At 69.6% G+C, this 25,665-nt stretch carries 31 protein-coding genes; 11 read left to right on the top strand and 20 right to left on the bottom strand.

Annotation, left to right across the window (positions count from 1 at the left end; translation table 11 throughout):
• Positions 1-34: 34 nt before the first annotated feature.
• From ITJ62_RS14575 to ITJ62_RS14565, 3 genes are read right to left on the bottom strand one after another with little or no spacing between them, the layout of a single operon-like run.
• Complete coding sequence (locus ITJ62_RS14575) at positions 35-1,195, bottom strand: AMP-binding protein (protein ID WP_194603558.1); 1,161 nt, start codon at positions 1,193-1,195, stop codon at positions 35-37.
• A 57-nt stretch (positions 1,196-1,252) separates the two neighbouring features.
• The gene (locus tag ITJ62_RS14570; RefSeq protein ID WP_064294597.1) at positions 1,253-2,179 is read right to left on the bottom strand and encodes a 1,4-dihydroxy-2-naphthoyl-CoA synthase; all 927 of its coding nucleotides are present in this window, start codon (positions 2,177-2,179) and stop codon (positions 1,253-1,255) included.
• Positions 2,180-2,195: 16 nt separating this feature from the next.
• Positions 2,196-3,638, bottom strand: a complete 1,443-nt coding sequence (locus ITJ62_RS14565; RefSeq protein WP_228498510.1) for a hypothetical protein — start codon at positions 3,636-3,638, stop codon at positions 2,196-2,198.
• Positions 3,639-3,748: 110 nt separating this feature from the next.
• Between ITJ62_RS14565 and ITJ62_RS14560 the strand changes: the two genes are divergently transcribed.
• Entirely contained in the window at positions 3,749-4,726 is a 978-nt protein-coding gene (locus tag ITJ62_RS14560) for an o-succinylbenzoate synthase (RefSeq protein WP_194603553.1), read from the top strand.
• Between the two features lie 16 nt (positions 4,727-4,742).
• Here the strand turns inward: ITJ62_RS14560 and ccsB are convergent, their stop codons facing one another.
• The 5 genes from ccsB to ITJ62_RS14535 are packed head-to-tail and all read right to left on the bottom strand — an operon-like array spanning position 4,743 to position 9,429.
• Positions 4,743-5,798, bottom strand: coding sequence for a c-type cytochrome biogenesis protein CcsB (ccsB, locus tag ITJ62_RS14555; protein ID WP_079706648.1), 1,056 nt, complete (start codon positions 5,796-5,798; stop codon positions 4,743-4,745).
• Positions 5,795-7,459, bottom strand: a complete 1,665-nt coding sequence (locus ITJ62_RS14550) for a cytochrome c biogenesis protein ResB (RefSeq protein ID WP_079003290.1) — start codon at positions 7,457-7,459, stop codon at positions 5,795-5,797. The genes ccsB and ITJ62_RS14550 overlap by 4 nt, the downstream gene beginning before the upstream one ends.
• Positions 7,443-8,189 (bottom strand): cytochrome c biogenesis protein CcdA, encoded by a 747-nt coding sequence (locus ITJ62_RS14545; RefSeq protein WP_194603550.1) that lies wholly within the window; start codon positions 8,187-8,189, stop codon positions 7,443-7,445. Before ITJ62_RS14545 ends, ITJ62_RS14550 begins: the two co-directional genes overlap by 17 nt.
• Positions 8,186-8,794: a TlpA disulfide reductase family protein gene (locus ITJ62_RS14540; protein WP_121292629.1), complete on the bottom strand. Its 609-nt coding sequence runs from the start codon at positions 8,792-8,794 to the stop codon at positions 8,186-8,188. Before ITJ62_RS14540 ends, ITJ62_RS14545 begins: the two co-directional genes overlap by 4 nt.
• Complete coding sequence (locus ITJ62_RS14535) at positions 8,794-9,429, bottom strand: histidine phosphatase family protein (RefSeq protein WP_194603547.1); 636 nt, start codon at positions 9,427-9,429, stop codon at positions 8,794-8,796. The genes ITJ62_RS14540 and ITJ62_RS14535 overlap by 1 nt, the downstream gene beginning before the upstream one ends.
• 85 nt (positions 9,430-9,514) lie before the next feature.
• Here ITJ62_RS14535 and aspS point away from each other — a divergent pair, with 85 nt between their 5' ends.
• The 3 genes from aspS to ITJ62_RS14520 all read left to right on the top strand — a co-directional run bounded on the left by aspS (position 9,515) and on the right by ITJ62_RS14520 (position 12,192).
• Positions 9,515-10,855, top strand: a complete 1,341-nt coding sequence (gene aspS / locus ITJ62_RS14530; RefSeq protein WP_085514014.1) for an aspartate--tRNA(Asn) ligase — start codon at positions 9,515-9,517, stop codon at positions 10,853-10,855.
• A gap of 18 nt (positions 10,856-10,873) precedes the next feature.
• Positions 10,874-11,326: a flavodoxin domain-containing protein gene (locus ITJ62_RS14525; protein WP_124767400.1), complete on the top strand. Its 453-nt coding sequence runs from the start codon at positions 10,874-10,876 to the stop codon at positions 11,324-11,326.
• Positions 11,327-11,415: 89 nt separating this feature from the next.
• A complete protein-coding gene (locus ITJ62_RS14520) occupies positions 11,416-12,192 on the top strand; it encodes a putative protein N(5)-glutamine methyltransferase (RefSeq protein WP_194603544.1) in 777 nt (258 codons plus the stop codon).
• Positions 12,193-12,210: 18 nt separating this feature from the next.
• Here the strand turns inward: ITJ62_RS14520 and ITJ62_RS14515 are convergent, their stop codons facing one another.
• Positions 12,211-12,519: a Dabb family protein gene (locus ITJ62_RS14515; RefSeq protein ID WP_079706641.1), complete on the bottom strand. Its 309-nt coding sequence runs from the start codon at positions 12,517-12,519 to the stop codon at positions 12,211-12,213.
• 40 nt (positions 12,520-12,559) lie between these two features.
• A complete protein-coding gene (locus ITJ62_RS14510) occupies positions 12,560-12,820 on the bottom strand; it encodes a glutaredoxin family protein (RefSeq protein WP_064294609.1) in 261 nt (86 codons plus the stop codon).
• A gap of 192 nt (positions 12,821-13,012) precedes the next feature.
• Between ITJ62_RS14510 and ITJ62_RS14505 the strand changes: the two genes are divergently transcribed.
• Positions 13,013-13,312: a helix-turn-helix domain-containing protein gene (locus tag ITJ62_RS14505; RefSeq protein ID WP_191941815.1), complete on the top strand. Its 300-nt coding sequence runs from the start codon at positions 13,013-13,015 to the stop codon at positions 13,310-13,312.
• 42 nt (positions 13,313-13,354) lie between these two features.
• On the opposite strand, the gene ITJ62_RS14500 is transcribed toward ITJ62_RS14505, so the two are convergent.
• The 4 genes from ITJ62_RS14500 to ITJ62_RS14485 all read right to left on the bottom strand — a co-directional run bounded on the left by ITJ62_RS14500 (position 13,355) and on the right by ITJ62_RS14485 (position 14,874).
• On the bottom strand, positions 13,355-13,663 hold the full coding sequence (locus ITJ62_RS14500; RefSeq protein ID WP_194603541.1) for a hypothetical protein: 309 nt from the start codon (positions 13,661-13,663) through the stop codon (positions 13,355-13,357).
• 246 nt (positions 13,664-13,909) lie between these two features.
• Complete coding sequence (locus tag ITJ62_RS14495; RefSeq protein ID WP_003792170.1) at positions 13,910-14,008, bottom strand: 30S ribosomal protein bS22; 99 nt, start codon at positions 14,006-14,008, stop codon at positions 13,910-13,912.
• A 139-nt stretch (positions 14,009-14,147) separates the two neighbouring features.
• Positions 14,148-14,342 (bottom strand): helix-turn-helix domain-containing protein, encoded by a 195-nt coding sequence (locus tag ITJ62_RS14490; protein ID WP_124767404.1) that lies wholly within the window; start codon positions 14,340-14,342, stop codon positions 14,148-14,150.
• 127 nt (positions 14,343-14,469) lie between these two features.
• Positions 14,470-14,874 carry a helix-turn-helix transcriptional regulator gene (locus ITJ62_RS14485; protein WP_064294613.1) on the bottom strand — a complete coding sequence of 135 codons (405 nt, stop codon included), beginning with the start codon at positions 14,872-14,874 and terminating at the stop codon, positions 14,470-14,472.
• 72 nt (positions 14,875-14,946) lie between these two features.
• On the opposite strand from ITJ62_RS14485, the gene ITJ62_RS14480 reads away from it, so the two are divergent.
• Positions 14,947-16,389 (top strand): TrkH family potassium uptake protein, encoded by a 1,443-nt coding sequence (locus ITJ62_RS14480; RefSeq protein ID WP_079003294.1) that lies wholly within the window; start codon positions 14,947-14,949, stop codon positions 16,387-16,389.
• Positions 16,382-17,053, top strand: a complete 672-nt coding sequence (locus ITJ62_RS14475; RefSeq protein WP_056013885.1) for a TrkA family potassium uptake protein — start codon at positions 16,382-16,384, stop codon at positions 17,051-17,053. The genes ITJ62_RS14480 and ITJ62_RS14475 overlap by 8 nt, the downstream gene beginning before the upstream one ends.
• A gap of 7 nt (positions 17,054-17,060) precedes the next feature.
• On the opposite strand, the gene ITJ62_RS14470 is transcribed toward ITJ62_RS14475, so the two are convergent.
• Positions 17,061-17,519, bottom strand: a complete 459-nt coding sequence (locus tag ITJ62_RS14470) for a GNAT family N-acetyltransferase (protein WP_194603538.1) — start codon at positions 17,517-17,519, stop codon at positions 17,061-17,063.
• 63 nt (positions 17,520-17,582) lie between these two features.
• Between ITJ62_RS14470 and ITJ62_RS14465 the strand changes: the two genes are divergently transcribed.
• Both ITJ62_RS14465 and ITJ62_RS14460 read left to right on the top strand, forming a co-directional pair.
• Complete coding sequence (locus ITJ62_RS14465) at positions 17,583-18,182, top strand: TetR/AcrR family transcriptional regulator (protein ID WP_194603535.1); 600 nt, start codon at positions 17,583-17,585, stop codon at positions 18,180-18,182.
• Positions 18,179-18,682 (top strand): GNAT family N-acetyltransferase, encoded by a 504-nt coding sequence (locus tag ITJ62_RS14460; RefSeq protein ID WP_194603533.1) that lies wholly within the window; start codon positions 18,179-18,181, stop codon positions 18,680-18,682. The genes ITJ62_RS14465 and ITJ62_RS14460 overlap by 4 nt, the downstream gene beginning before the upstream one ends.
• 16 nt (positions 18,683-18,698) lie before the next feature.
• Here the strand turns inward: ITJ62_RS14460 and proC are convergent, their stop codons facing one another.
• The 3 genes from proC to tadA form a co-directional block, all read right to left on the bottom strand.
• Positions 18,699-19,541, bottom strand: coding sequence for a pyrroline-5-carboxylate reductase (gene proC, locus ITJ62_RS14455; protein ID WP_194603530.1), 843 nt, complete (start codon positions 19,539-19,541; stop codon positions 18,699-18,701).
• A 48-nt stretch (positions 19,542-19,589) separates the two neighbouring features.
• Positions 19,590-20,777 (bottom strand): MarP family serine protease, encoded by a 1,188-nt coding sequence (locus tag ITJ62_RS14450; protein ID WP_085513994.1) that lies wholly within the window; start codon positions 20,775-20,777, stop codon positions 19,590-19,592.
• 111 nt (positions 20,778-20,888) lie between these two features.
• Positions 20,889-21,365 (bottom strand): tRNA adenosine(34) deaminase TadA, encoded by a 477-nt coding sequence (gene tadA / locus ITJ62_RS14445; RefSeq protein WP_194603527.1) that lies wholly within the window; start codon positions 21,363-21,365, stop codon positions 20,889-20,891.
• A 51-nt stretch (positions 21,366-21,416) separates the two neighbouring features.
• Here tadA and upp point away from each other — a divergent pair, with 51 nt between their 5' ends.
• Together upp and ITJ62_RS14435 are read left to right on the top strand one after the other, a co-directional pair.
• Positions 21,417-22,049 carry a uracil phosphoribosyltransferase gene (upp, locus tag ITJ62_RS14440; protein ID WP_194603524.1) on the top strand — a complete coding sequence of 211 codons (633 nt, stop codon included), beginning with the start codon at positions 21,417-21,419 and terminating at the stop codon, positions 22,047-22,049.
• Between the two features lie 502 nt (positions 22,050-22,551).
• Positions 22,552-23,259: a winged helix-turn-helix domain-containing protein gene (locus tag ITJ62_RS14435; RefSeq protein ID WP_079003301.1), complete on the top strand. Its 708-nt coding sequence runs from the start codon at positions 22,552-22,554 to the stop codon at positions 23,257-23,259.
• 81 nt (positions 23,260-23,340) lie between these two features.
• On the opposite strand, the gene ITJ62_RS14430 is transcribed toward ITJ62_RS14435, so the two are convergent.
• Entirely contained in the window at positions 23,341-24,348 is a 1,008-nt protein-coding gene (locus ITJ62_RS14430) for a DMT family transporter (RefSeq protein WP_194603522.1), read from the bottom strand.
• Positions 24,348-25,622 (bottom strand): AI-2E family transporter, encoded by a 1,275-nt coding sequence (locus ITJ62_RS14425; protein ID WP_194603519.1) that lies wholly within the window; start codon positions 25,620-25,622, stop codon positions 24,348-24,350. Before ITJ62_RS14425 ends, ITJ62_RS14430 begins: the two co-directional genes overlap by 1 nt.
• Positions 25,623-25,665: the final 43 nt, after the last annotated feature.

Raw genomic sequence — 25,665 nt, 5'->3', positions numbered from 1 at the left:
CAAACCGGCCCTCGCGGTCACGCGGAGGACGGGCTCAACCCAGGCGTGAGCGGAGTGCGACGAGGTCGGGTTTACCGCTCGCGAGCAGCGGTAGCTCGGTCAGACGGACCAGTCGGGCGGGGCGCGCCGGGCGGCCGAGCGCCTCCGCGACGGTGTCCCGGGCGGCCTGCAGGAGAGCCTCGTCCGCGTGCTGATCCGAGGCGGTCCCGGTGGCCGTCACGATCGCGGACGCCTGACCGAACCGCTCGTCGGGGATGGCGACGACGACGGACTCGGCGAGCCCCGGCACCGACCGGACGACCGCCTGCACGCGGTCGAGGGAGATGTTCACCCCGCCGCTGATGATCACGTTGTCGGCCCGCCCGGTGACTCGGACGACGCCGTCGACGAGCTCGGCGGTGTCGCCGGTGCGGTACCACCGGCGACCGCCGTCGTCCGGGAAGGCGGTCGCCGTGCGGTCCGGTTCGCCGAGGTAGCCCTCGGCGAGGACCGGTCCGGCGATGAGGAGCTCTCCGTTCACCAGCCGGGGTTCGACGCCGGGGAACGGCACGCCGTCGTACAGACAGCCGCCGGAGGTCTCGCTCGAGCCGTAACTCCGCACGACGCGGATGCCGAGCGCTGCGGACCGTTCGAGCAGTGGGGCGGGGGTGGCCTGTCCCCCGACGAGCAGCCCGGCGAGTCCGGCGAGCGCGTCACGCACGGAAGTGCTCGTCTCGGCGGCGTCGATGAGTATGCGCAGTTGTGCCGGTACGAGGGCGGCGAATCCGGCATCGGCGTTGAGCCGCTCGACGAGTCCGCAGAACGCCCGGGCGTCGAACGACCCTGTCGGTGCCTCGAGCGGCCTGGTCCCGGCGACGATCGACCGGAGTAGCACGTTGACGCCGGCGATGTAGTGCGTCGGGAGCGCCAGGATCCACTGGGACGAACGGCGGTGGGCCTCAGGGCCACCCAGAGCCACCGCTGAACCCGCCGCGCTGGCCAGGAGGGCCTCAGCCGAGAGGGCGACCCGCTTCGGCACGCCCGTCGAGCCGGATGTCTCGATCACGAGGGCCACCCGGTCGTCGACCACGGCCGGTGCCGCGGACGATCCGGGTTGCATCGGGAGGACTGCGGGTCCAGAGCCGTCGAGCGCGGTCTCCAGGGCTGCGAGCATCGCCGAGGCGGACGCGTCGACGGGGAGCAGCTGACGGGTCATGGATTCAGCGTACGCCGGGTACGTCGGTGCTCCGCCGACCCCTCGACGTCGCGGAGCTCAGAACTGCCAGGGGAACGGAGCCCAGTCCGGCTTGCGCTTCTCCAGGAAGGCGTCACGCCCCTCCACGGCCTCGTCGGTGCCGTACGCGAGGCGGGTGGCCTCACCCGCGAAGACCTGCTGGCCGACGAGACCGTCGTCGACGGCGTTGAAGGCGAACTTCAGCATGCGGATGGCGGTCGGCGACTTGCCGAGGATGGTGCGGGCCCAGGCGACCCCCGTCTGCTCGAGCTCGGCGTGCGGGACGACCGCGTTGATCGCGCCCGCCTGCAGCGCGCGCTCCGCGTCGTACTCCTGGGCGAGGAAGAACACCTCGCGGGCGAACTTCTGACCCACCTGCTTGGCGAAGTACGCGCTCCCGTACCCCGCGTCGAAGGAACCGACGTCGGCGTCGGTCTGCTTGAACCGCGCGTGTTCCCGACTCGCGATCGACAGGTCGCACACCACACCGAGGGAGTGCCCACCGCCCGCGGACCACCCTGGAACGAGGTTGATGACGACCTTCGGCATGAAGCGGATGAGGCGCTGGACCTCGAGGATGTGGAGGCGACCGTTGCGCGCGGCGTCGATGCCGCTCGCCGTCTCGTCGTCTGCGGCGTCGTCGCTCGCGTACCGGTAGCCGTCGCGACCACGGATGCGCTGGTCGCCGCCCGAGCAGAACGCCCAGCCGCCGTCCTTCGCGCTCGGACCGTTGCCGGTGAGGAGCACCACGCCGACCGTCGGGCTCTGGCGTGCATGGTCGAGCGCCCGGTACAGCTCGTCGACGGTGTGCGGGCGGAAGGCGTTGCGCACCTCGGGGCGGTCGAACGCGATGCGCACGAAGCCCCCCTCGCGCGCGACGTGGTACGTCAGATCGGTGAGGTCCTCGAACCCCGGTACGACGTCCCAGATCTCCGGGTCGAACAGTTCGGACACTCGATCGCTCATGCGTCCAGCCTAGGCACTACTTCGGCTTGTCGAGGTCCGCGTAGGGCTTGAGCGCCTCCAGGTAGTCGGCGCGGTCCGCCTCCTTCAGGAGCGCATAGGAGTCGAGGTGCAGCTCGATGCCCTCCGCCGCCATGTCGTAGTAGTCGACGTCGAACTCGCGGTCCTTCGCGACCGTGCCGGCCGAGTCGAGCGTGAGGTCGACGATGCTCGTCCGGAAATCCCCGGCCCCCGTGATGGCGTTGTAGGTGTGCAGGTCCCACAGCGCCTGGGTGTCGAGGGTCTCGCCGCCGTACCGCTCAGTGAGCTCGCCCGGCTCGCGCCAGGAGGACGGTGCGTTCTGCATGTCGAGGTTCGCGATGCCGTAGCGGAGCAGCACCTGCCGGATCAGCTCGACGACCCGCGACTTCTCCTCGAAGGTGCGCACGGTCGTCGTCGTCTGCCACACCGGTGCCGTGTACTCGAAGAGCATGGAGTCCCCGCCGTACCCGTTCTGATCGACCTCCGTCTCGGCAGGCTGTCGCTCCACCCAGTCGAAGCCGAACTCGGCGGTCAACGCCGTCCGGATCTCCGCGAGCATCTCGTCGGACGTCCCGACGAAGTCCTCGTAGCTCGGGCCGTCGAGGGTCTCCTTCGCGTCGACGTAGGCGGACCCCGGGTAGGTGTCCCAGATCGGGTCGTGCTCCTCGTCGCCGCTGCCGCCGGCGGAGGAGGAGCCGTCCCCTGCCCGGTCCGTGGAGAGACCGCCGACCGCCATCGCCGTGACCGGGTTGACGACGAGGAGGAGCACCAGCGCCAGCACGCCCCAGCGGCGCCGCACCTTCCGGCGGATGACGATGACGCTCCCGATGAGCAGCACGATCTGCACGACGACGACGAGGACGAACGCCACGAGGATGGCCCAGGCCCCCTCGCCGGGCCGGTAGCTCACGGCCAGCAGGACGGTGAAGAGGGTGACGGCCACCACCGCGCCGAGCAGGGCGAGCGGGGAGAAGGAGGCGACGACACCCCGACTCCGCGCGCCGAGCTCGTCCCGCCCCGTCGGGGACGCACCGGCGGCAGGCGGGTGGGCCGCCTGACTCCGCTCGTCGTCGTCAGCCCGGTCCGCCACGGCCTTCGGTCGCGAGGCGGCAGCGCGCTCCGCCGCCTTCCGCTGACGACGCGACGACGGCTTCCGCGATGCGGCCTGCCGGGGTGTCCGTCGTCCTCGGGACCCCGGACGACGGAACCGGGCGGTCTCCGCCTCCAGCTCCTCGGGCGTGCGTTCCGGAGCGTCAGGCGCTTGCACGGCCGCGGGCACGGCTGCCGGCGGCGCCCCGGGGATCGGCGGGGCGTTCGGATCGCGCGGCTCGTCGGAGGACCCGACCGGCGATTCCTCGATCACCGGGAGCACCTCGGCCTCGGGGCCCGGCTCGAAGATCGGCTCGGGCACCGAGAAGGCGGCCGGTTCGTCCGCGGGCATGCTTCGCCGATCGCCGGGCGTCGGCTTGCGTCGGGAGAACAGCGGCACGGGATCGATTGTGTCACGGGCGTCCCGCGACGGCTTCCGACGTCCGGGTGCAGGATGGGGACATGCAAGCGAACCTCGACGACGTCCTCGCCACCGCCCGCGTGGTCTCCATCCCCCTCCGCGTCCGGTTCCGGGGCATCGACACCCGCGAGGCCGTCCTCTTCCGCGGGCCCGCCGGGTGGACGGAGTTCTCCCCCTTCGTCGAGTACGACGACCAGGAGTCGGCCGCGTGGCTCCGGGCCGCCATCGACTTCGGCTGGTCGGACCTCCCGCCCCTCCACCGGGATCGCATCCTCGTGAACGCGACGGTCCCGGCGGTGGACGCTGCGGACGTGCCGTCGATCCTCTCCCGCTTCCCAGGCTGCCGGACCGCGAAGGTGAAGGTGGCCGAGCGCGGGCAGGTGCTGGCCGACGACGTCGCGCGCGTCGCCGCCGTCCGGCGGGCCATCGGGCCCGAGGGACGACTCCGCGTGGACGCCAACACCAACTGGAACGTCGACGAGGCCGAGCACGCCATCCGCGCCCTCGAGCCCTTCGACCTCGAGTACGTCGAGCAGCCCTGTGCGACCGTCGCCGAACTCGCCGAGATCCGGGAACGGGTCTCCTCCCTGGACGTCGCCATCGCGGCGGACGAGAGCGTCCGCAAAGCCGAGGACCCCCTGGCCGTGGCTCGCGCCGGTGCCGCCGACCTGCTCGTCGTGAAGGCGCAGCCGCTCGGCGGCGTTCACGCCGCGCTCCGCATCGCGGGCGAGGCCGGCCTGCCGATCGTCGTCTCGAGCGCGCTGGACACCTCCGTCGGCATCTCCATGGGCGCCCACCTCGCGGCGGCCCTGCCGGAACTCGACTACGACTGCGGCCTCGCCACCACCGCGCTCCTCGGCGGCGACGTGACGACCGCACCGCTCGATCCCGTGGACGGCGGCATCGGCGTCCGGCGCGTCGAGGTGGACGTCGATCTCCTCGAGCGTTTCACGGCGTCATCGGAGCGGACCGCCTGGTGGCTCGACCGGCTCCGCCGCACGCACGCGTTGCTCGGCTGAGGGCCGATGCAGGGGCCTACAGGCCGCTGTAGGCGTGCAGACCCTTGAAGAACACGTTCACCACGACGAAGTTGAACATCACGGCGCTGAAGCCGATGATCGCGAGCGTGGCCGCCCGTGATCCGCGCCAGCCGCGCGTCGCCCTCGCGTGGATGTACCCGGCGAAGATCACCCAGATGATGAAGGTCCACACCTCCTTGGTGTCCCACCCCCAGTACCGACCCCAGGCGCGCTCCGCCCAGATGGCACCGGCCATGAGCGTGAACGTCCAGAAGATGAAGCCGATGATGTTGACGCGGTAGGCGAGGTTCTCGAGGCGCTCCGCGTTCGGGAGGGTGAGCAGGAAGCGCAGACGCCCCGAGCTCTGGGTCGGCTGCACGAGCCCGAGCCGGCGCTCGCGACGCCCCTGCAGGAGCTGCACGACGCTCAACGCGAAGCCGATGGCGAAGAACGCCGTGCCGAGGCTCGCGACGAACACGTGGATGACGAGCCACGCCGACTGCAGCGCCGGCGGCAGCGGGACGACCTCGACGTAGAAGTTCGCGGTCGCGAGGCCGAGGAGCACGGTCACGAGGCCGATCACGAAGCTGCCGAGGAACCGGAGGTCCACGCGCGCGATGACCACGAGGAACACCGCGACGATGAGCAGCGTGCCCGTCATCGCGAACTCGTACATGTTCGCCCACGGGACGCGACCGGCGGCGATACCGCGCGTCACGTCCGCGACGAGGTGGAGGAGGAAGGCGATGACCGTGAGCGAGACCCCGACCCGGAGGCTCGGCGACTTGCGCGACGCCTGCTGCTCGGGCTCGTCCGAGGGACGGCGGGTCTTGCGCGGGACACCGTCGCTCGTGACGATCGGTGCGGCGGTCCGCGCCGCGGCGGAGGCCAATGCACCGACGCGTTCCTCGGCGGCTGCCGACCGTTCCAGCTCGGCCCGCTCGGCCGCGTCGATCGCCGCGGTGACCTCGGCGCTGCGGCGCGCGAGGTCGAACGTGAAGGCGATGAACGCCAGCGCGTAGACGGCGACGGCCGACCAGAGGCAGAGGTTCGAGATTTCGACGAGGGTCACGGGGTGATTCTACCTTCGGGTTCGGACGGGACAGGCGTTGGACTGTGCGCTTCGGCGATCGCCGCGACGGCCGCTTCGAGGCCGGGGTCCTCGCCGCGGGCGAGCCCGGCGTATTCGAGGGAGACGGTGCCGTCGCTCCCGGTCACGGCCTTCACCCAGACGCGGCGTCTGGCGACGAAGAGCGAGGTGATGAGGCCGGACAGGGCGAGGATGGCGAACGCGAGCACCCACAGCTGGGTCGGGTCGTGGTGCACGTCGAACGAGGCGAACCGCTTGACGGAACCGGCGTAGTTCTCGGTCGACGGGTTGGCGGCGACGTTGTCGAAGGACACCGTGCCGAGTCCGTTCGGCAGGTCGGTGATCTGGCCGGGCGTGAGTTCGATCGACTCGACACCGGTGTCGCCGCCCGTGAGCTGTTTCATGTCGTCGACGTCGAGCGCGTAGACCGACTTCGGAGCGCCGGCGTTGATGCCGAGGTCGCCGGAGTAGACGTTGAGCGTCAGCACCGGGTAGGCGAGGTCGGGGTAGGACGAGAAGAAGGGCGGCTTGGACGCGGCCTGCGTCGGGTAGAAGAACCCGATCATGCCGAGCTGCTCCGCCAGTCCGTCCGGGACCTTGACGATGCCGAGCGAGGTGAGCTGGGCGTCCTGCGGCAGGAACGGGATGGAGTCGCTGAACACGACCTTGCCCTCGGGATCGCGGACGGTGATCGTCGGTGCGTAGCCGTTGCCGAGCAGGTAGACGTCGGTTCCCTCGAACCGCAGCGGATCGTTGACCTTGATCGTCGCGTCCTGCGGCTTCCCGCCGGGCGAGGTCGTCGTGACCTTCGCGCGGTAGTCGATCGCCTGGCCGTACGCGTCGAGGTTCTCGGTCTCGTAGGTGACGCCGAACTCGTCGAGCGTCAACTTGTAGGGGGCCAGTTCCGACTCGTTGAAGAAGCGGCCGGGGTTGAACGAGTCGTAGTCGAGCAGGGTGTTGACGAAGGTCTGACCCTCGACGAGCACGCGCTGACCGGAGAAGCCGAAGCCGCCGCCGAAGCCGACCGTCACGAGGATGCCGACGAGGGCCGAGTGGAAGACGAGGTTGCCGGTCTCGCGGAGGAAGCCGCGCTCGGCGGACACCGATGCGGACCCCTCGGCGTCGTAGCGCTCGACGCGGTACCCCTGGCGCTTCAACTGCTTCGTCGCGTCGTCGATGAGCTCGGTGGCGGTCGCCCCGCTGTCGTCGCTCCGACGCTCGAACGCGGAGAGCCGAGACAGGCGCGCGGGCGTCCGCGGCGGGCGGGACCGCAGGGCGAGCCAGTGGTGCTTCGTCCGCGGGATCACGCAGCCGATGAGCGAGATGAACAGCAGCAGGTAGATCGCGGAGAACCAGGCCGAGCTGTAGACGTCGAACGCCTGCACCTTGTCGAGGATGGGCGCGAGGTCCGGGTTGTCGGTGAAGTACTGGGTGACGCCGTTCGGGTCGCTCGAGCGCTGCGGAACGAGGGAACCGGGCACCGCGGCGATCGCGAGCAGCAACAGCAGGAACAGCGCCGTGCGCATGCTCGTGAGCTGACGCCAGAAGAAGCGGAGCCAACCGACGAAGCCGAGCTTCGGCTGGTTGATGCCGTCGGCCGGAGCCGGGGCGGCGGAATCGATGTGATCAGAGGGGCGTGACAAGGCCGCTCATCACCCCCTGCAACGAGTACATCCAAGCGGACCAGAGACCAGACACCATCAACACACCGATCACGATGAGGAGCACGCCGCCGATGATGTTGATCGTGCGGATGTGCCGTTTGAGGAACGCCAACGACCCCGTGACCCAACCGAGTCCGAGCGCGACGAGCAGGAAGGGGATGCCGAGACCGAGGCAGTAGAACAGCCCGAGGAGGGCCCCGCGCCACGCGGAGCCGCCCGAGAGGGAGAGCGCGCTGATCGCGGTGAGCGTCGGGCCGAGGCAGGGCGTCCAGCCGATGGCGAAGACGAAGCCGAGCAGCGGCGCGCCGGCGAGGCCGGTGGCGGGTGCCCAGCTGGTGCGAACCGTGCGCTGCAGCCGCGAGAACTGTCCGATGAAGATGAGCCCCATGAGGATGACGACCGCGCCGAGGACGCGGGTGATGACGCCCTCCCACTCGACGAACCAGGCGCCGATCGTTCCGACGAACGCCGCGATCGCCACGAACACGACGGTGAAGCCGAGGACGAAGAGGCTGACGCCGAGCAGCACGCGCCGGCGACCCGCGCCGGAGCGCCCCTCCTCGACCGTCGTCATGCCGCCGACGTACCCGAGGTAGCCGGGGACGAGCGGCAGGACGCACGGCGAGAGGAAGGACAGCAGACCGGCCGCGATGGCGATCGGGATCGCCACGAGGAGCTGGCCGCCGTAGACGAGCTCGCCGGGGCTCACTCTGGGGCGCTCTCGGCGATCGTGTCGCGGATGAGGGTGTCGAGGATGGTGCGGTCCTGCAGCTGCCCGAGGATGCGTGCGGCGACCCGCCCTTGGGCGTCGAGGACGATCGTGGTCGGCACCGCGTTCGGCGGGACACTGCCCGTGAAGGCGAGCTTCGCCTCCCCGCTGTCGACGTCGAGGATGGAGGGGTAGGTGATGCCGAAGGTGCCGTTGAACGCCTTCGCGGTGTCGGCGGTGTCGCGGACGTTGACCCCGATGAAGGTGGCGCCCTGGTCGGTGTACGCCTCGTTGAGCGCCTGCAGGTCCTTCGCCTCCGCACGGCAGGGAGCGCAGGCGGCGTACCAGAAGTTCACGACCATGACCTGGCCAGCATGGTCGGCGGAGGAGATCTGCTCGCCGTCCTCGCCGACGCCCGAGAAGCTGATCGACTCGCCGCGGTCGTCGAGCGCGACCTCGGTCACGCTGCCGTCGCCGGCGACATACCCCTTGCTGCTGCCCTCGCGGTACTGCTCGGCGAGCGGATCGCTCCCGCACGCCGTCAGCAGGAGCGCCCCGACGGCCAGCACGGCGGCGACGGCGAACGTCCTCGATCTGCGGGCCATCAGACGGCCCCGACATCGGTCGCACCGGATGAGAGACGAGCCGCCGGATCGACGTAGCCGACCTCGAGGAAGCCCTGCTCGGTCCGTTCGAAGGTGGTGATGCTCGACAGGGCGCAGCGTCGCTTCCGTGGGTCGTGACGATAGGGCGCCCCGACCACGGAGCTGTGCAGCATCCAGATGGGCAGCTGGTGGCTGACGATGACGACGTCGCCGGACGGCGTCGCGCGCCAGGCGTCCTCGACGGCCGCCGTCATGCGGTTGACGATCGACGCGTACGGCTCACCCCAGCTCGGGCGGGACGGGTTGCGGAGCTTGGGCCAGTTGAGCGGGTTCTTCAGGGCGCGGCTCATGCGCTTGCCCTCGAACTCGTTGAACGGTTCGATCACGCGAGGCTCGGCGACGACGGCGAGCCCGAACGCGGCGGCGACCGGCGCGGCGGACTCCTGGGTGCGCTGCAGCGGGGACGCGTAGAGCGCGCCCACCGTGCGATCACGGCTCACGAGGTCGTCGGCGGCGGCCTGCGCCATGCGCTCACCGAGCTCGGACAGTCGGAATGCGGGGAGTCGACCGTAGAGCACACGAGAAGGATTGTGCACCTCGCCGTGACGCACGAGATGGATCTGGTCGGCTACCACCCTCCAAGTGTACGTTTCCCCAAGCTGCGGATTCACCGTGACCTCCGTCCAGGTCCGAGCCACGAGCGACGGCTAAGCTGTCGGGGTGAGTGAACGCGTCGTTGTGAAGAACCTGGCCGCCCTGTCCGACGGTCCCGTCACCGTCTCCGGATGGGTCGAGACCGTCCGCGACCAGAAGAAGGTGCAGTTCGTCGTCCTCCGCGACGAGAGCGGCGCCGTCCAGCTGGTGAACCCGGCTGTCCGCGAGGTCGACCCGGAGGTCGAGGGCTCCGCCGAGCGTCTCGCCACCACTGAGGCGATCTCCGCCCTCGCGCACGGCTCCTTCATCACCGTCACCGGCGAGCTCAAGCACGACGAGCGCGTCAAGCTCGGCGGCATCGAGGTCAAGGTCGCCACGCTCGAGGTCGTCACCGCCGCCAACCCCGAGACGCCGATCGCTGCTGACTCCTCGCTCGACAAGCGGCTCGACTGGCGCTTCCTCGACCTGCGCCAGCCGAAGCAGGCCCTGATCTTCCGCATCCAGACGACGTTCGAGCACGCACTGCGTCAGTACTGGATCGACAACGACTTCATCGAGATCCACACCCCGAAGCTCATGGCGAGCGCGAGCGAGTCGCGCGCCGAGCTCTTCGAGGTCGACTACTTCGAGGGCAAGGCGTACCTCGCGCAGTCCCCGCAGTTCTTCAAGCAGATGGCGCAGTCCGCCGGCTTCGGCAAGGTGTTCGAGGTCGGACCGGCATTCCGCGCCGACCCGTCGTTCACCAGCCGGCACGCGACCGAGTTCACGAGCGTCGACGCCGAGATCAGCTGGATCGAGTCCCACGAGGACGTCATGCAGCTGCACGAGGAGCTCCTCGTCGCCGGCTTCACGGCGGTCAAGGACAAGCACGGGGAGCAGATCTCCGAGCTCTTCGGCATCGAGCTCGAGGTCCCCTCCCGTCCGTTCCCGCGCATCCCGCTGGCCGAGGCCAAGCGCATCGTCGCCGAGCGCGGCTACGAGATCCCGCGCGCCGACGACGACATGGACCCCGAGGGCGAGCGTCAGATCGCGGCCTACGTCAAGGAGACCTTCGGTCACGACTTCGTCTTCCTGACCGACTACGCGTCGAGCATCCGGCCGTTCTACCACATGCGCAACGCCGAGGACGGCTCGCTCACCAACAGCTACGACCTCATCTACAACGGCGTCGAGATCTCCACGGGCGCGCAGCGCGAGCACCGCGTCGACGTCCTCGTCGAGCAGGCCAAGGAGAAGGGCCTGGAGCCCGAGGAGCTCGAGTTCTACCTCGACTTCTTCCGCTACGGCGTCCCGGCGCACGGCGGCTTCGGCATGGGCCTCGCCCGTGTGCTCATGCTCATGCTGCACGAGACCTCCATCCGCGAGGTCACCTACCTGTTCCGCGGCCCGACCCGCCTCGCCCCGTAACCCCGCAAGAAGGACGCCATGCAGATCGTCATCCTGTACGGGACCGAATCCGGCAACGCCGAACGCCTGGCCGGCGACATCGGCAAGGCCATCGGCTCACAGCACCAGTGGCGCGTCGCCGACCTCGGCGACGTCGACCCCGCGGAGCTGTCGACCGACGAGATCCACATCTTCATCACGTCGACGTACGGCGACGGCCTCCTCGGTGAGACCGGCCAGATCTTCTACGAGGCGCTCGAGGAGTCCGACGTCGAGCTCGACGGGCTCCGGTACGCCATCTTCGGGCTGGGCGACAGCAGTTACGAGGACACGTACAACCAGGGCAGCTCGCTGCTCGACGCCATCCTCACCGAGCACGGCGCTACCCGGTTCGGTGAGTTCGGTCTGCACGACGACGGCGGGTTCGAGCGCAAGAAGGACGTCGCGCTCGCCTGGCTGCCCGGCGTGCTCGCTGCCGCAGAACAGCTCTGACCATCGCTCTGGTGCGCGCCCGGCCGCGACGGTAGCGTGACTCGCACCGGCCGTGCGGCGTCCTCGCACGTGAGCGAGGGGTGGGCCAGATGAACGCGACCGCCGAATCCGTGGTCCTACGCCTTCGTGCGGCGGGGTGCGTCTTCGCAGAGGACGAGGCGGCGCTGCTCCTCGCCGAGTCGGATGATCCGGATCGACTCGAACGGATGATCGCAGCACGGGTCGCCGGCCGGCCGCTCGAACATGTCCTCGGCTGGGTCGCGTTCCGCGGGCGCCGGGTGGTCGTCGAGGACGGGGTCTTCGTGCCGAGGCGACGGACCGAGCTCCTGGTCGACGCCGCCCTCCCGCGCCTCCGGGACGGTTCGGTGGTCGTCGAGCTCTGCTGCGGTGCCGCGGCCGTCGGGAGCGCGCTCCTCGTCGAGGCGCCCGGCCCGATCGACGTCTGGGCGTCGGACATCGAACCCGCTGCAGTGGACTGCGCACGACGCAACCTCGGGCCGCACGGTGGGCACGCCCTGCTCGGAGACCTGTTCGACGGGCTGCCCCGAGCGCTCGCGGGGCGCGTCGACCTCCTGCTTGCGAACGCGCCCTACGTCCCGACGGCGTCGATGGCGACGATGCCGCCCGAGGCTCGGGAGTACGAGGCCGTGATCGCGCTCGACGGCGGTGCCGATGGGCTCGACGTCCAGCGTCGGATCATCGCGCAGGCCCCGGACTGGCTTGCGCCGGCCGGTGCCGTCATGATCGAGACGAGCGAACGTCAGGCCCCCGAGACCGCCGCGCTCATGAAGGCGGCGGGCCTCACGGCGTCGATCGTCCGCGACGACGAGCTCGACGGCACCGTCGCCGTCGGCGTCATGGCCTGAGTCCTGCGGGCACCCCGCTCAGTCGAGCTGGAAGTCGACCGCAGAGCGCTCGACCACGAGCTGACGGACGATCTGCACCACGCGGACGTGCTCCGGGTGGACCTGGTACCGCTCCAGGGCTTCGAGGCTGGGGTAGTCGCCGACCAGCACGACGTCCCAGTTGCTCTCGGGGTAGGCGATGTTGCGTCCGACCTGGAGGTGCTCGATGTCGTCCGGCATGAACCCCGCGAGTGCCTCGAGTTCGGACTGCATGGTGGCGAACGCCGCGTCGCGCTCGGCGTCGTCCGTTGCTGCCAGCTTCCAACTGACGATGTGGCGGATGGTCACTGGGCCCCCAAGGGTCGATGTGGATGGATGGACGTGCGGATCAGTCGGCGAGCAACGCGGACCGCAGGCGGTCGGGGTCGATGCGCCAGTAGTTGTGGACCCTGCCGTCGATGAGGACGACGGGGATCTCCTCCCAGTGGCGGTCGTGGAGCGCCGGATCGTCGAGGATCGAGAGCTCCTCGCGTTCGATCGTGGGGCCGTCGGACGGGAGGCCTGCGACCACCTCGTCGATCACGGCACGGGCGTCGTCGCAGAGGTGACAGCCGGGCTTGCCGATGAGCGTGACGTGCAGAGTGGACACCTCCTCAACTGTACGGGGTGCCTGAGGTCGGAGCACCTCCACGGAGCCGACACGTGTGGTGTTTCAACGGGACATCTGACACGATGCCGGAATGATGATGCCGTTGAACCCAGGGTTGAGAACCATGCATGTCGAACCCACCGGGCTCAGACACTCTGGCATGCGCCGGTCGAGGTCCGTTGTCATTGAGTGATGCCTACACATTCAGAAGCCGCGACCATCCTCGGCGAGCGGTTGCGGGCCGCTCGCAACGAGCGCCAGCTGACCCTCGAGGACCTGGGCGTGTTGGCCGGGATGCACTGGACGAACATCGGCAAGATCGAGCGGGGGCAGGTGCACCCCAGCGTGGAGACGCTCGTCCGCCTGAGTACCGCGCTCGACCTCGACCCCGCCCCGTTCGTCACGGGCCTGAACGCCGACATGTACCCGGGCCGGGCGCACAAGCTGACGGCACGCGATCTGCTGGCTGCTCGCCGCGATCAGGAACGCTGACCCGCGCCTCGAAGGCCACTCCCCTCCAGCCGGTGGGGCCCGTCAGAAGGTGACCCGCCACAGGTACTGGTGACCGCCGGGACGGAACCAGGACACCTGCACGCTGGTGGCCCGGGCCAGCTCAGCGCCCCACACCTCGAACTCGAGGGCGCTCCCCGGCGTCAGGCGACACGGTTCCAGTGGAGCGAGGAGTCCGGGTCCGATCAGGCGAAGCACGACCCAGTGGACGGCTTCGTCACCGACGTTCCGGAGTCGATAGCGAGGTGCGTCGTCTCGTTCGACGACGAACGGCACCCGGTACGCGAGCTCGCGTCGGTTGCGGTGGACGGTTGGCGGGAGATCGCGGGTCATGCGAAGAACCTACGAAGGACCGCCGACGATCTCGGAGCGACGGACCGCGTGCCGCGACGCGCTGTGGATCAGTCCCGTCCGGCCTCGCCTGTGGAGGAACCTCGACGCCGCTCGACGCGCGGCGACCACACGCCACGACCGGCGAACGAGACGATCACCTCGACAACGCCAGAAAGCGCCGTACCCGAGTGGGCAGGCGCTTCCGGTGGACGAAGAGTCGTCAGGCGCTCCGAACGGAGCAGCCGGCTACTTCTTGTTGCGGCGCTGGTGACGGGTCTTGCGAAGCAGCTTGCGGTGCTTCTTCTTCGCCATACGCTTGCGGCGCTTCTTGATAACAGAACCCACGGATTTACCTCACAGAATTGGGGGGCTTGGCCGCAGGGATCGCGACCGAAGAGAACAAGTCTTGTTGCCAGTCTAGCCGATTGCAGCGCGCGTCGTTCACACGCCGTACGCCTGCAGGCTGCTAGGAGCGGGAAACGCCTCAGCCGACGTCGGCGACCGGGCGCTGCCGGACGGCCTCGACGGCGGTCTCCGGCACACGGAACGACTTCCCGAACCGGATGGCCGGGAGTTCCCCCGAATGCACCAGGCGATACACGGTCATCTTGGACACCCGCATCATCTCGGCGACTTCGGCCACGGTGAGGAAGCGGACGTCGGCAGTGTCCTGCGTCATCGAACCCCTCCTTCGCCTCTGGAAACCCGCTTGAACGGCGCCCCGAGGACCGGAACGCCGCATGGCAACTCTAGAGGTCCGACGCCCGCCCTGTACATCCCCTGTGTGAACGGTATGCAAGGCCGGGCTAGGGGCGGAGCTTCTTCGTGACCGACTGCACCGCATGGGTCACGTCCGCCGCGACCTTGCCGACCGATCCCGCGACGGCCTTGGCCTGGTCCGGCAGCGACAGCGCCGCGAAATCGACACCGTCGTCCTGGTAGTCGACGCTGAGGAACGGGATGAGCCAGTCCTCCACGTCCTCGAGCGGCGCCGAGTCCAGGCTGTAGTAGCGGTGCTGGCCCTCCTCGCGCACCTCCACGAGCTCTGCTTCGCGCAGGACCTTGAGGTGTTTCGACACCGTCGGTTGGCTGAGGCCGAGCTGCGCGACGATCTCGGAGACGCTCGTCCCGGTGCCACCGTGCCGTTCGAGCAGCAGTGCGAGGATGTCCCGCCTGGTGGTGTCAGCGATCACGTCGAAAATGTCGGCCATGGTCCAACGATAGTGATGGAGCGCACGGAGTACCATTGCCTCCGGCGCAGTCCTGAGGTGTTGAGGGGTCAGATGAGCGGCAATGCCATGGGGCGTCGTCCCGAGATCATCGTGCGCCACGGCCTCGCGAGGGTCAGGGAGGCCGTCAGCGACTTCGCCGCGAAGTCGACCTCCCGGTTCGCCATCCTCGTGTTCAGCTTCCTGATCTTCGTGTTCACGATGCTGTTCTCGCTCCCCATCGCGAGCGCCGACCGCCAGGTGACCCCGATCGCCGACGCCCTCTTCACCGCCGTCTCCGTCATCTGCGTCACCGGGCTCTCGACCGTCGACATGGCCACGCACTGGTCCCTCTTCGGTCACGTGCTCGTCTTCATCGGCGTCCAGATCGGCGCGCTCGGCGTCCTGACCCTGGCCTCGATCCTCGGGTTCGTGATCGCCCGACGACTCGGACTCCGCCAGAAGCTCATGGCGGCGAGCGACACGAACCCCCTGCGGTCGCACCACGGCCCCGTCGCCGAGGGTCAGGCGGTCCGCCTCGGGGAGATCGGCAACCTGCTCGTCACCGTCGCCGTCAGCGCCCTCGTGATCGAGGCGGCACTGGCCGTCCTGCTCTTCCCGCGCATGCTGCTCGACGGCATCAACCCCTGGGACGCCGCCTGGAACAGCGTCTACTACGCCGCCATGGCCTTCACCAACACCGGCTTCACGCCGAACGCTGAGGGGCTCGCGGCCTTCGAGAACGACTACTGGTTCCTCAGCATCCTCATGCTCGGGGTCTTCCTCGGCAGCATCGGCTTCCCGGTCATCTACGCCCTGAGCCGGAACTTCCGTCGACCGAGCCGCTGGTCACTGCACGTCAAGCTCACGCTCGTCACGACGATCATCCTGTTCTTCGCCGGGGCGCTCGCCTTCATCCTGCTCGAGTTCAACAACCCCGAGACCTGGAACAAGTGGAACCTCTGGGACACGATCTTCCAGGGGTTCTTCCTGTCCGCCATGACGAGGTCGGGCGGCTTCTCCACCGTGGACATCGGAGACCTCAACGGCTCGACCCTGCTCGTCGCCGACATGCTCATGTTCATCGGCGGCGGCTCCGCCTCGACCGCAGGCGGGATCAAGGTCACGACGCTCGCCGTCCTGTTCCTGGCGGCGTTCGCGGAGGCCCGGGGCCGCGAGGGCGTGGAGGTCTTCCGCCGGCGCATCCCGCAGGACGTGCTTCGCGTCGCGGTGAGCGTCGTCCTCTGGGGTGCGACGATCGTCGCCCTGTCGACGATCGTCATCCTGCAGATGACCAAGGCTCCGCTCGACCACGTGCTGTTCGACGTCATCTCCGCCTTCGCGACCGTCGGGCTGAGCACCGGCCTCGTCGCGGACCTACCCGACGCCGGGGTGTACGTCCTCGCCGTCACCATGTTCCTGGGCCGCGTTGGTACAGTGACACTCGCCGCAGCCGTGGCCGCGAGTCAGAGCGGCCAGCTGTTCAAACGTCCCGAAGAGAGGCCCATCGTTGGTTGACCGCATCAAGCACGACGCCCCGGTCCTCGTCATCGGACTCGGTCGGTTCGGTGCGGCCTGCGCCGGGGAGCTCGACCGCCTCGATCGCGAGGTGCTCGCGATCGACGACAACTCCGACCTCGTGCAGAAGTGGTCCGACCGGGTCACCCACACTGTGCAGGCCGACGCGAAGAACATCGAGGCGCTGCGGCAGATCGGCGCGCAGGACTTCTCCGTCGCGGTCGTCGCGGTCGGCTCCTCGATCGAGGCGAGCGTGCTCATCACCGCCAACCTCGTCGACCTCAAGATCCCGCAGATCTGGGCCAAGGCCGTCTCGCAGTCGCACGGCAAGATCCTCGCCCGGGTGGGGGCGAGCCACGTCATCTATCCCGAGCGCGAGGCCGGCGAACGCGTCGCGCACCTCGTGTCGGGCCGCATGCTCGACTTCATCCAGTTCGACGACGACTTCGCGCTCGTCAAGATGTACCCGCCGAAGCCCATCCGCGGGCTGAACCTGACGGAGTCGGGCGTCCGGACGAAGTACCGGATCACGGTCGTCGGGGTGAAGTCACCGGGGAAGCCCTTCACCTACGCGACCGCCGACACCGTCGTGTCGAACCACGACCTCATCATCGTGTCCGGCACCTCGGCCGACATCGAACGCTTCGCCTCGCTCGAGGGCTGAACCCTCCTCAGCCGAGGCTGCGCGCGTAGCAGCGCGACTGCGGCTCGTCGACGTACGGCCCGAACGCGTCGATCGGGTGGTACCCCTCGCGCTCGTAGAAGCGCATCGCGTCCGGCTGCTCCGTGCCGGTCTCGAGGAGGAGCTCACCGAGACCCAGCGACCGCGCTTCGTCCTCCAGTGCCCGCAGGAGCGCGGTGGCGACGCCGGTCCCCCGGGCCTGCTGCACGACGAACATGCGTTTGATCTCCGCCCGGTCCTCGCCGAGCATCCGCAGGCCGCCGCAGCCGAGCGGGGTGTCGTCGACGTCGCTGGCGAGCAGGAAGAGCGTGATGTCGGCTGCGGTCGGCGGTGTGCCGGGTTCGTGATCGTCGCTCCCGTAGCGCGCGTCGAGTTCGCGGCGTTGGGCGGCCCGCAGCGCGGTTCCCGCCTCGTCGTCCCAGGCCACCCGGCTGATCCTGAACGTCATGCGTGTCCTCCAGTCATTCCGTAACAAGCATTACGGTAACATCGGTTCCGAGGTGATCACGACATGGCAAGAACCAAGGACCCGACGGCCCAGGCGCGGATCTCGCACGCGGTCTGGGAGGTCCTGGGTGAGCACGGCCCGCACGGGTTGACCCTCCGCGCGGTCGCGGAGCGGGCCGGTTGCACGACGGGCCTCGTCCTCCATCGCTTCCCCGACAAGCGCGCGCTCCTGCTGCACGCTCGCGATCTGCTCCACGAACGGACGGCGGCGCGGACCGAGGCGCTCGAAGCCGCAGCCGAGAACCCGCGCGACGCTCTGCGCGCCGTCCTCCGGCAGGCCCTGTCCCTCACGGACGAGACGCGCCAGGAGGCCCGGGTCTGGCTCGGCTACCTCGCGGCGGCCCTCGACGACGAGGTGCTGGCCGAACGGCACCGTGCGGGTCATGCCGTGTTCGTCGCCCGCACCCGCCGCCTCGTGGCCGGGATCCGCCCCGAGCTCACCGAGGCCGAGGTCGCCGCGACGGCCACCGTCGTCGTCGGATTCATCGAGGGCGTCAGCACCCTGAGCACAGCCGACGACGACCACTACGACGCCGCGGCCCAGCTCGCCGCGCTGGACCGGCTGCTGCTCGTCCTCGGGCTCGACGGGACGAGCCACGCATGATCGTCGTGGAACGGTGGGCGGATGCTCCGGCTCATCACCGGGAGCGGTTCGCCGAGCTCCTCGAGGAGTACCACCGCCGGACCGAGCACGAGAAACTCCTCGGCCGAGAACCGCGTCCGGAGGATCCCGCTCCGATGATCACCCTTCCCGACCGCTACCGGGTCGAGATCGCCGACCCGAGCACCGCCTTCGCCTCCGAGGAGATCCTCCTGGCCGTCGAGGACGACCGGGTGCTCGGCTGCGTCGTCCTGACGGACGGCCCGTCACCGGAGCTCAAGCGACTCTGGGTCGCCCCCGACGCTCGTCGCAGGGGCGTGGCCGGAACCCTGCTCGAGGCTGCAGCGACCGTCTCGCGGCTGCGGGGCGACGACGCCGTCCGTCTCTCGGTGTGGCACTGGCGCTCCGCCGCGATCGCGCTCTACCGGCGGTCCGGGTTCGTCGCGGTCGCTTCCTGGGACGACAGACCCGGCCTCGACTGCTTCGTGCGGTCCTTCGACTGATCCGGTCGCCAGCGGGTCAGGACGCCGACAGCTCCTCGGCGCGTGCGATGGCGGCTGCCGCAGCACGGTCGAAGGTCTCGCTGAAGCCCGCCTCGGCGAGCACGGCGAGCGCCCGCTCCGTCGTCCCCTTGGGGCTCGTGACGTTGACGCGCAGCTGCTCGGCGCTCTCCCCCGTCGTCGCGAGGAGTTCCGTCGCGCCACGGAAGGTTCCGTCGACCATGACGGACGCCTGCTCGGGGGTGAACCCGAGGCCGATCGCCGTACGGGTCAGTTCCTCGATGAGGTAGTAGACGTACGCCGGACCGGAACCGGAGATGGCGCTGAGGGCGTCGATCTTCGATTCGGGGATGACGACCACCTGGCCGACGGTCTCGAAGAGCGCGGTGACGACGGCGAGGTCGTCCTCGCTCGACCGGGTACCCGGCGCGAGCCCGGTGACACCCAGCCCGACGTAGGACGGGGTGTTCGGCATGGAGCGGAGGACCGACACCGACTCCGGCAGGGCGGCCTCGAAGGCCGCACCGCGGATGCCGGCGGCGAGGCTCACGACGATCGTGCCCGGCTGCAACGCGTCGGCGATCTCGGCGAGCAGGTCGGCGACCAGGTAGGGCTTCACGCCGATCAGGACGATCTTCGCCGCGGCAGCCGCCCGACGGTTGCCGTCGGCGTCCTGCTCGAGGGCGATCGAGGTGACGCCGGGCAGCTCGGCGAGAGCCTCCGCCTTGGCGATGGTCCGGTTCGTCACCGTGATGCCACCGTCGACCTCGACACCCGGCTGGACGAGACCGCGGAGGACGGCCCCTCCCATCGAACCGGCTCCGAGGATGGCGATGCTGGGCAGGCTGATCGTTTCACTCACCCTGCGAGTCTAGGCACCTGCATGCTCGGCGGCACGTGCGCGGCCGGCTCAGTCGGCGAGGCAGGCGCCCGACGGGACCGCGGACTGCAGTGACCCGGCGAGCGCGACGACGGGCAGGACCTCGTCCATCGCGAGCGCGTAGCCGACCGGCGCGGAGTTCGCGTCGCGGGCGAAGATCACGCCGGCCACCTCACCGGACTCGGTGAGGAGCGGGCCACCGGAGTTACCCGGCTGCACCGTCCCGGACAGCGTCACGACCTGACGGCTCGTCGGGTTGTTCCCGCTGATGTCGGCGACGAGGCTCGGCCCCACCACGATGACCTGCGCGCCACCGGCCGTGTACGGGCCGCCGAACGGATACCCGGCGACGACGGCGTTCGATCCGGGAGCAGGGTTCGGTGCGAGCGGCAGCGATCGGGCGCCGAGGTCGTCGACGCGGATGACGGCGAGGTCGTCGACCGGGTCGAAGTAGACGATCCGTCCTTCCCTGGGCATGGCCCCTGGGACCTCGACGACCGGGTTCGTCACGCCGGCGAGGACGTGCGCGTTCGTCATGACCAGGTCGTCCGCGAAGACGAAGCCGCTTCCGGTGAGGCTCCGCGAGCAGGACTCGGCCGTGCCGCTGATGCGCACCACGGACGCGGAGGCCGTCTGCAGCGCCGGCGTCGAGGTGTCGAGCTGCGGGGCGGCGGGGACGTCCGCGGTTCCACCGAAGGCCTCGATGACGCGTTGGGCCCCACCGTCGACCACCGTGGAGCGAAGCTGCGCGAGCGTGCTCTTCACCTGCACGGGCGTGACGCGGTCGATCGTGCCGATCACCGCGGACGACCCGACCGCCTGGGCGAGCAGCGGTATGCCGAGGGAGCCGACACCGAGTGCCGCGGTCACGAGGACGAGCGCGGTGACGACGAGGTTGAGGGCGGCGCCGAGCAGCCGTTCCAGACCGCGCAGCGGGGTCTTGCGGACGACGGAGCCGATGGCCCCGCCGATGAACGCACCGATCGTGTAGCCGACGGCGAGGACGACCACCGCCGCCGCGACCGCCGCCCAGCCACGCCAGGCCGCATCCGGCACCCACGAGGCGACGAGCGGGATCGCGAAGAACGCGCCGACCCCACCGGCCGCCAGCCCGACGAGCCCGCCGAGGCTCCCGAGGAGCCCCGCACGCCACCCGCGGATCAGGAAGCCGATCAGGACGACGACGAGGATGATGTCGAGGATCACGCCGGGTTGCATCCTGCGATCCTGCCATCACCCGCCGACAACGGGCTCCGGAAGTGCTGGGAGCAGCCGCATCCGGTCACCGATCCTGTCGAGGCGCGGGGACATCCGAGGCCGTGTGCGCCGTCAGGGGGCTCCGACGCCGCCCGCGCTCCGGAAGAAGTCGGTGAGGAGCGTCGAGCAGCGCTCGGCCTCCACGCCCGCGTAGACCTCGACGCGGTGCTGCAGTCGCCGGTCGCGCAGGACGTCGTAGACGGAACCGACCGCGCCGGCCTTCTCGTCCCAGGCCCCGAAGACGACTCGCGGGATCCGGGCGGCGAGGATCGCGCCGGCGCACATGACGCAGGGTTCGAGCGTGACGACGAGCGTCAGCTCCGTGAGGTGCCAGTCGGCCAGCGCGGCCGCGGCGGCGCGGATGGCGACCACCTCGGCGTGGGCGGTCGGATCGGTGTGCAGCTCGCGCTCGTTGCGCCCGACGGAGACGACCGTCCCGTCCGGGGCGACGAGCACCGCGCCCACCGGGACGTCGTCGCTGGCGAGGGCCGCCTCGGCCTCGGCGATGGCGAGGTCCATCCACGCGGCGAACTCGGCCGGTGCGTGCATCCGTCATCTCCCCGAAATCCTGGTCGCCGCGCGAGCGACTAGATTGATCGTATGCGAGTGCACGTAGCCGACCACCCCCTCATCACCCACAAGCTCACGGTGCTGCGCGACAAGACGACACCCTCACCGGTGTTCCGTGCCCTCACCGAGGAGCTCGTCACGCTGCTCGCCTACGAGGCGACGCGCGGTGTCACGGTCGAGGAGATCACCATCCAGACGCCGGTGACCGAGACGGTCGGCGTCAAGATCAGCGAGCCGCGTCCGCTCGTGGTCCCGATCCTGCGGGCCGGCCTCGGCATGCTCGAGGGCATGGTGAAGCTGCTCCCCACCGCCGAGGTCGGCTTCCTCGGCATGGTGCGCAACGAGGAGACCCTCGAACCCACCACGTATGCGGAGCGCCTCCCCGACGACCTGTCCGACCGCCAGTGCTTCGTGCTCGACCCGATGCTCGCGACCGGCGGCTCGCTCGCGGCTGCCATCGACTTCCTGTTCCAGCGTGGCGCGATGCACGTCACCGCCATATGCCTGCTCGCCGCCCCCGAGGGCCTCGAGCGCCTCGAGGCCGAGACGGCCGGCAAGGACGTCACCATCGTCCTGGGCGCCCTCGACAAGAAGCTCGACGAGAACGGGTACATCGTCCCCGGGCTCGGCGACGCCGGCGACCGCCTCTACGGCGTCGTCTGACCCCTGCTCCCGCCGACATGAGGCGGATCGTCGTCCATCCCCGCGACGGACGGCGATCCGCTTCATGTCAGTCGTGCCGCCAGCTGGCAATCCCCGAGTAACAGAACGTCATCTTCCGCTCACACTTGACAGGATCCGGGGGATTCCTGTTGTATTGCGGACTATGACGACCAACGCGCCCACCCCGACCTCCTTCGAGGCCCCTGGGAACGCCGGCATGATGATGCCCGGCCGCGCTGTCATGTGCTGTCGAATGTGTCGCTGATCCGACTCCTCCAGCACCGGTAGCGATCCACACGGATCCGCTCCACTGCTCCCAGCACCTCCGAGTCCGCCGCTCCCCCACCAGGTGAGCCGACTCCCGGACGTACCACGTCCGTACCCGGCCGACGCGCCACTTCCCGGATCGCGGGACCGCAACTGCCCACCGGCAGGCGGGATCACCCCGAGCGCACCGCGCACGATCCGTCGTAGCATCATCATTCCCGAGGACCTCGCACTCATGTCTCTTGCAGCCGTTCAGACCACCCGCCCCACCCGCCAGCTCGCCGCCGTCGAGGACGCACCTCGGGCCGCGACCCCGCACGTCCGCGCCGTTCCGGCCGGCCCCGAAGCCCGAGGCTTCGTCCTCTACGTCGGCCTCGACGAGGCGAAGGCGGCAGCCGCCGGCACGAGCCTCGGTGAGATCGTCGAGGCCATCAAGGCACTGACGGCCCAGTTCGCTCCGGAGGCCGAGACGCACGCGGCCGTCGCCCTCGCCCCTCGCGGTGCCGGCGGACGCGACCTCGACGTCGTCCGGCTCGCCCTGCAGGACCCGTCGGCACTCGCGGCCCACCGCGACGAGGTCGACGAAGAGGAGCAGGACCGCGCGCACGCCGGTGTCGTGGTCGACATCTCCCGGAAGCGCCTCGTCCTCGACAACGAGGCTGCGCCGCTCACGTACAAGGAGTTCGAGCTCCTCCAGTACCTCGTCCTCCGCGAGGGCCGCACGATCGAGCGCGCGGAGCTCATCTCCTCGCTCTGGCGCGCCGGAGACGACGAAGAGGTCCCGAACGAGCGGACCATCGACGTGCACGTGCGTCGCCTGCGCGCCAAGCTCGGCCGCTACGAGGACATCGTCCGTACCGTGCGCGGGGTCGGCTACCGCTTCGACCGCCACGCGGACGTCTCCATCCGCTACGCCAGCACCCCGTCGCCCGACCTGTTCTAAGCCGGTTCGGCGGCCCCACCGACGAGACGACGGGCCCGGTGAGTGGGTGTTCCACTCGCCGGGCCCGTCGGACGTCCAGCGTCAGATGACGCGGGGCTTCTTCGGTTTCTCGCCCGGTGCCGGGACCGGGCGCATCGCGAGCTTCCACACGCCGAAGACGGCGATCGCGCCGGCGACGACGAAGAGCACGAGCGCGAACCAGGGAGCGCTGGCCGCCTCACCGAGCACGACGATGCCGATGCCGACGGCGACGAGGGGGTCGACGACGGTGAGGCCCGCGACCACCAGGTCGGGCTGTCCGCTCTGGTGGGCCTTCTGGACGAAGAACCCTCCGAGTCCCGCCGCGACGAGCAACGCGATGATGCCGACGACGGTGAGGCCCTCGAAGTTCTGCGTGATGACCCGGTTGATGACGACCTTCGCGAGGGTCACGACGAAGCCGTACAGGACGCCTGCCGCGACCACGTAGAAGACCGTGTGCAGCTTCCGGCGCCACAGCGCGTACGCGCCGGCGAGCGCCAGAGTCACGACCGCGAGCATGATCAGGATGATGATGAGCTGCGGCTGACGGATCGGCTCCTCGACCGCGTAGAGTGCGGCGACGATCACGAACAGGCCGATGCCGGCGACGCAGAGCACCATCGCGCGGGTCTGCTCCTTGGTGATCTTCACCCGGGTGACCCTGGCGTTCAACAGCGCAGTGATCACGAGGGCGATCGCTCCGAGCGGCTGCACGACGATGAGCGGCGCGAAGGCGAGCGCGACGAGCTGGAAGACGATGGCCAGGCCGAGCAGCAGGGTGCCGATGAGCCAGGACGGTCGACCGAGCAGTTGCGGGAGCTGCTTCAGCCCGAACGCCGACGAGGCCGCCTCGACCTTTCCGACGCCCCGGGACTGGAGCTGCGTCCCGACCGCCAGGAAGAAGGCACCGACGAGGGCGATCGGGATGCCGATCGCCTGATAGGGCGTGACGCTGATCGTCGGGATGTCGAGGTCGACCGCGGCCCGAGCGGACTGCGCGACGATGCCGGCGGTACCCGACAGCAGCAGGGCGCCGGCCGCGAGGACCGGGAACGACGTGGCCGCCATCACTTCGCCGCCGCGCTCGTGCCGACGGCCGCCGTCTCGGCGTCACCGAGCTTGTTCTCCGGTACCACCTTGGAGTCCTGGCTGGGGAAGACGACCTTCTGCACGATGATGATGATCGACGCGGCGACCGGGATCGCGACGAGGGCGCCGAGGATGCCGCCGAGGGCACCGCCACCGAAGGCCGCGATGACGACGAGCGCACCCGGGACGGCGACCGCCTTGTTCATGATCCGCGGGCTCAGGATGTACGCCTCGACCTGCATGTAGATCAGGTAGTAGATGATCGCGATGAGCGCGGTGACCGGCGAGACGAAGAGGCAGAGCGCGCTGTTCACGATCGAGGCGCTGAGCGTGCCGACGAGCGGGATCATCGAGCCGATGAACGCCAGCAGGGCGAGCAGCGGCGGGAAGGGCGCTCCGATGATGCTGAGGAAGATGAAGCTCAGCACACCGTTGACGAGCGCGAGCCCGACCTGCCCGACGACGTAGCGCCCGACGGCCTGCGTGATCTCCTCGAGCACCTGCGCGAAGCCCTCGCGGCGGTAGGCGGGGAGGAAGCGGTACGTGACGGCCTTCATCGAGCGCAGCGACGCGAGGAAGTAGAGCGTCAGGATGAGGACGATGATCGAGCCGGTGATGCCCGACGCGACGCCCGCGCCGACCGCGACGATGCCGCCACCGATGTTCAGCAGGTTGTTGGGGTCCTTGAGGAAGGAGAACGCGTCGTTGAGCGCCGAGTCGATGTCGAGGGTGTTCCCGATCGTGTTCTGCACCCACGCGACGAAGTCGCTGTTGAGGAACTGCTGCGAGATCCGGGGGTAGTCACTCACGAAGTTCGAGATCTGCGTCACGAGCAGCGGCACGATGGCGAAGATGATGCCGACGAACGCGCCGATCACGGCGAGGAAGACGACGGCGATGGCGAGGCCACGCGGCAGCTTCTGCTCGAGCCAGGAGACGAGCGGGTCCAGGCCGAGCGCGATGAACAGTGCGACGCCGACGTAGATGAGTGTGGTGCTCAGCTGCGTGACGATGCTGCCGATCACGAGCGCGACGAGCACGCCGATACCGCCGACGAGGCCGATGCGGAACGCGTTGATGCGCACGCTCGGAGCCGAGGGCTGGAGGGCCGCGACCACGGCGGCCGACGGCGGTGAGGAGGCCGCGGCCTTCGCCGCACGCTCCTGCTTGGCCTCCTGGTGCTTGGCGCGTCTGGCCTCGCGCTCCTCCGGGGTGGAGGAGAACCCGGGCAACCGGAGTTTGGGGGTCTTCATCGTGCGGTCTCCTCGGTGGTGTTGCGATCGTGGTGCTGTGGGC

The organism is Plantibacter sp. VKM Ac-2876 (assembly GCF_015350715.1).
Taxonomy (GTDB): Bacteria; Actinomycetota; Actinomycetes; order Actinomycetales; family Microbacteriaceae; genus Plantibacter; species Plantibacter auratus.
This window is presented reverse-complemented; position numbering and strand designations above follow the sequence as displayed.